The following is a 4589-nucleotide window of genomic DNA, read 5'->3' as shown; positions in this document are numbered from 1 at the left end:
TACTGTGAATGACAAAGTCCTTCCGTTTTACGAGGAACAGGAGGTTAAGCTGCTGAGGATACTCACAGACAGAGGTTCTGAATACAAGGGGTCAGCTATCCCAGCCATATTTCCCAAGCAGCGGAACGAATATGCACGGCACATGATAAGTCTTAGTTACGTGAGCGCCGTCTTTCACTAGTTTCAGCAGAGATTGGGCGCGTCTGTCCCCAACCGGTGCAACAATTATCCCCCGCGGCGCGAGCTGCTTAATTATTGGCGCGGGGATGTCCGGGGCTGCCGCAGTTATTATTATCTTATCAAATGGCGACTCCTCCAGCCAGCCAAGCGTACCGTCTGCTATTTTTACAGAGATATTCTTATATCCCAAATCAGAAAATTTCCTTCTGGCATCCTCTGCCAGCGATTCGATTCGCTCAACCGTGCATACCGTTGAGACTATCGCGGACAGGACCGCCGCCTGATACCCTGAGCCTGTTCCAATCTCCAGCACCTTGTCAGACCGGGACAGCTCAAGCAGTTCGGTCATCACTGCCACCATATAGGGCTGAGAAATCGTCTGATGCATCCCGATATCGAGCGCCATGTCAGCATAGGCATTGTCACTGTTGCCTGAGCCAGCAAATATATGTCTTGGCGTCTCGCGCATTGCCCGTAGTACGTTAGTGTCCACAAGGCCGCGGCGTATCAACTGGGTATTGACCATCTCCTCTCTTTTTTCCTTAAACTTATCTTTTATATCTTCAAGTGACACTTTATAATTCTTTCCACTCGTTTTTGATATTTTTCAGGGCATCATAGTTCGTCAGGTCAAGATGCAGCGGTGTTACAGATATATACCCGGACTCAACTGCTAGGAAATCCGTGTTTTCATCCTCCTCCCACGACGGACTGCCCCCGCCTATCCAAAAGTGTTTCTTCCCCCAGGGGTCATATGTCTCCTGAATCGAATTGCAGTACACACGTTTTCCCTGTTTTGTGAACTTCACACCTCTGATTGAGCTTGTATTAGGCACGTTAACATTTAACAGCGTATCTCGCGGCAGACCCTTGCCTATAATATTCATCGCTATCTTTTTGGCAAACGCTGCTGCTGTATTAAAGTGAAACCCGCTGTCATCCCACAACATCGATATGGCAAACGATGGAACCCCCAGAATCGTACCCTCAATGGCAGCAGACACAGTGCCGGAGTAGGTTATGTCATCGCCAAGGTTGCCGCCCTTGTTAATGCCTGAGGCCACAAGGTCGGGCTTGCACTTGAGAATCTTCCCAATCCCCAGCGTAACGCAATCCGTAGGGGTGCCGTTAATGGCATAGACATTTTCCCTTACCTCTGTAACCCTTAAGGGGCGGTGCATGGTGAGAGAATGGCTTGTTGCGCTCCTCTCAGTGTCAGGCGCCACAATCACCGCCTCTGCCACCCCGCTCATCGCCTCAAAGAGCGCTGTCAACCCCTCTGATAGTACCCCGTCGTCGTTCGTTACAAGTATCAGTGCCAATAGATTTTCCTTCCTTAAATGACAAGTTCAGAATGATTTACTATTATTCCCGAGTGCGGTCTGTTGCGTCAAGCCCTCGGATGGTGTTTGTCGTACTCTTTTCTCACCTTTTCGGTCGATACCTTTGTGTATATCTGAGTGGTGGAAATGTCAACATGCCCCAGCATCTTTTGTATTGAGCGCAGGTCTGCTCCGCCCTCAAGCAGGTGTGTGGCAAAGCAGTGCCGAAGCGTGTGCGGGGAAAGCTCAACGCCTGCCATTTGTCCGTACGCTTTTATAGTCTGCCAAAAGCGCTGTCTTGTCATCGGTTCAGCCCTGTTTGTCAAAAACAGATATGGGGAGTGTTTATTGTTGAGTATCACCGGCCTTAATTCCTTTAAATATTTCTTTATACGCTCACGTGCCCTTTCGTTTACCGGCACAAGGCGCTCCTTTGAACCCTTTCCCATGACCTTGATAAACCCGGCATCCATCTCAAGTTTATCTACCTCCACGTTTACCAACTCAGACACGCGAAGCCCTGAGGCATACATCAGCTCAAGCATCGCCACATCACGCAGCACAAACTTCGTATCCACACGTGTTGTAAGTATTGCCAGCACATCGTCAAACATCAGGGCCTTCGGAAGCTGTTCCCACTTCTTCGGCAGACGCACGGTCTCAGACGGGTCATCTTTTCTGTGTCTTTCTATAAGCAGAAACTTGCAAAATGCCCTGGTCGATGAGATAAACCTGCAAATAGAACTCATAGAATAACCCTTGTCTCTCAGGTGGTCTATGTAGTTTATTATGTCCTCTCGCTGGAATTCCTTTTCATTTTTACTGTTTAAATATAAATAGTTAATGTACTGCTCCAGGTCTAGTCCATACGACTCAATGGTATTTTGGGAAAGCCCTCTCTCCACTTCAAGGTAGGCCAGAAATTGACCCAATATCTCACTTGTCACCTCAATAGTCTTCTCACTATTTTTCTCGCTAGTTTTTTCACTGGGCATTAATATACTCCTCTATGCCCGTCGATTTCTTTAGTTGAGTATATATTTGTTCTCCAATGGTCATCAGATTCACGGTATCTTCCCTGTTATATTTTATCAGCGTATCAAGCGATGCGCGGTCTCCACGTTTGTACATCTGCCAGAGTTTAACGGCATCGAAGCCGTCCATACCGGCGATGTCATCATCTCTATATATTCCAAAGCATTTCTCAAAATACTTAAAGCCTCCCTTTAACCCTAACCTCTTCGACTCCAGACATATATCATAGTGTGGGATGTCTATTCTCAGAGACTGGTAACACCTTTTAAGAAATGGTATATCAAACACTACCCCGTAGAAGGTTATCAGATACTTATACGGAGACAGTGAGGCTGCCAGGTTGTCCTGAGTTAAATCCTTCCCCCTGATCAGGCACTTGTAGTTTTTGCCGTCATATAATCCCACAACAGTAACATAGCCGCCGTTGTCATACGGGCGCCCATTGGTCTCTATATCAAGGCCAACCGCGCCGTCTCTGAAAATCTCAAAGGCGCGCCAGTGTTCTTTCCTTTCTATGTGTCTTGCCAGACGCGAGGGATTACTCAGCACACTATCAAGCATTTTGAGGTGTTCATCGGCACGCACCTTCTTTTCACGTGAGATAAATGGAATAGTCTCTTTACCCAGAAAATCGTCCCATGTGACAATGCCGCGCCGCCAGAGTCTCTTTTCAGTCTTTTCCCCTACACCTTCCAGCATAGAAAACGTATTCCTTATCATAGCGGTTATTATACCATACTGAAGTGCTATGTGCTTAAGATTTCAAGTGTTTTGGCAGAATAACGGCCTGTGTCATCATAGACGAAAAATGGCGGGTCAAGTTTGAGTTGTGCCCTTCCCTCTTTCACTGCTTCAATGAGAAATATCTTTGCCTCCGATTTTGCATTTGCATAAATAAAGCGTACCCTTCGCGGCTCGAAGTTACGGCCCCTGAGGGTTTCTATCACCTCGACAAAGCGTGAGGTCTGATAAATAAATGAAAACCTACCCTTAGCTCTTAATACATAAAAAGCTGCTTTAATCAATTCATCCAGCGTGAGATTGAGTTCATGCCGTGCTGCGGCCTTTTCGTCGTCAGGGTTAAGCTCTCCGCTTTGGAGTTTTCTGTATGGCGGGTTTGAGACGGCTAAATCAAATGTATTAGATGAAATATTACCATATATATCATTGATATTCAAGTGATGCATCTTTATCCTTTCGGTTACATTATTGAGCGCCACATTTTTATTAGCAAGCTCATATAACCCCTTCTGGAGTTCTATCAAATGAACGAAGGCTGCGGGATATTTTTGAGCAAGGAGTATTCCGATGATACCCGACCCTGCCCCAAAATCTGCTATGTGACGTGGATTTTTGGGATTTACGAAGTCAGCCAGCAAGAGCGCGTCGATAGAAAACCTGTATCCTTTTTGGCGCTGAAGTATTCTGACATTTTTTATCGTGTCAAGTGATATACCGCCGTCTTGTTCAACATTGTCCATTGTGGATTATAACACGCCGCTGTGATGAGATGGTATGAACTGATCTGAATACTCGTTCATTGAGAATTGCTGAATATTATTATTGAAAGTGGCAGGGCTTACATGTTATACTCGTAAAGATGGCATCCACTGCGGGCGTAACTCAGTGGTAGAGTGATAGCTTCCCAAGCTATTGGCCGCGGGTTCGAATCCCGTCGCCCGCTTCCTTAATATCATTATAAATCAAGCAGTTACATGGCGGACACACCTTGAAAAACTGTCACCAAAGTGTCACCAGACTGGTTTACTATAATCACTTTGTATATAGATTTTTTCCATAGGCAACACAGCCGTATCGTCTATCATGGTGTTGTTCCGAATGGCCGGATAAAATTATATCAACTATTTTATAAAGCCGTCATGGCTGCCACAGCTAAAAATATTTCTGAAAATATCCCTTGACATTCCTTTTTTATTAGTTTTAGCATAAGACAAAAGATAACTTATGTCCTATATCACGATACATGATAGTACAAAAGGAGGCACAAATGTACACAGAACTCGGAGTCTCAAAAGGTAATGACAGGCGCGT

Annotated in this window: 5 protein-coding genes and 1 tRNA gene; 1 reads left to right on the top strand and 5 read right to left on the bottom strand. The window is 45.7% G+C overall.

Features of this window, described 5'->3' with window-relative positions; translation table 11 throughout:
- Positions 1-91: 91 nt before the first annotated feature.
- From ASN18_RS12890 to ASN18_RS12870, 5 genes are all read right to left on the bottom strand, one after another.
- Positions 92-754: a protein-L-isoaspartate(D-aspartate) O-methyltransferase gene (locus ASN18_RS12890; RefSeq protein ID WP_236861735.1), complete on the bottom strand. Its 663-nt coding sequence runs from the start codon at positions 752-754 to the stop codon at positions 92-94.
- 1 nt (position 755) lies between these two features.
- The gene (gene surE, locus ASN18_RS12885; protein ID WP_085053195.1) at positions 756-1502 is read right to left on the bottom strand and encodes a 5'/3'-nucleotidase SurE; all 747 of its coding nucleotides are present in this window, start codon (positions 1500-1502) and stop codon (positions 756-758) included.
- Between the two features lie 68 nt (positions 1503-1570).
- Complete coding sequence (gene xerD / locus ASN18_RS12880; protein WP_085053194.1) at positions 1571-2497, bottom strand: site-specific tyrosine recombinase XerD; 927 nt, start codon at positions 2495-2497, stop codon at positions 1571-1573.
- Positions 2487-3257 (bottom strand): ribonuclease H-like domain-containing protein, encoded by a 771-nt coding sequence (locus ASN18_RS12875; protein WP_085053193.1) that lies wholly within the window; start codon positions 3255-3257, stop codon positions 2487-2489. Before ASN18_RS12875 ends, xerD begins: the two co-directional genes overlap by 11 nt.
- A 26-nt stretch (positions 3258-3283) precedes the next feature.
- Positions 3284-4018: a tRNA1(Val) (adenine(37)-N6)-methyltransferase gene (locus ASN18_RS12870; protein WP_085053192.1), complete on the bottom strand. Its 735-nt coding sequence runs from the start codon at positions 4016-4018 to the stop codon at positions 3284-3286.
- Between the two features lie 131 nt (positions 4019-4149).
- Here ASN18_RS12870 and ASN18_RS12865 point away from each other — a divergent pair.
- Positions 4150-4221 (top strand) — tRNA-Gly (locus ASN18_RS12865).
- The last annotated feature ends 368 nt before the right edge of the window (positions 4222-4589 follow it).

Origin of the sequence: Candidatus Magnetominusculus xianensis (assembly GCA_001541255.1) — a bacterium.
Taxonomy (GTDB): domain Bacteria; phylum Nitrospirota; class Thermodesulfovibrionia; order Thermodesulfovibrionales; family Magnetobacteriaceae; genus Magnetominusculus; species Magnetominusculus xianensis.
Note: the sequence above shows the minus strand (reverse complement) of the source record. Positions and strands in the feature narration are given on the sequence as shown.

What these genes read in the sequence shown, in the direction of transcription:
- xerD (WP_085053194.1), bottom strand. Translation starts at nt 2,497, where the DNA reads ATGCCCAGTGAAAAAACTAGCGAGAAAAATAGTGAGAAGACTATTGAG.
- ASN18_RS12870 (WP_085053192.1), bottom strand. Translation starts at nt 4,018, where the DNA reads ATGGACAATGTTGAACAAGACGGCGGTATATCACTTGACACGATAAAA.
- ASN18_RS12875 (WP_085053193.1), bottom strand. Translation starts at nt 3,257, where the DNA reads ATGATAAGGAATACGTTTTCTATGCTGGAAGGTGTAGGGGAAAAGACT.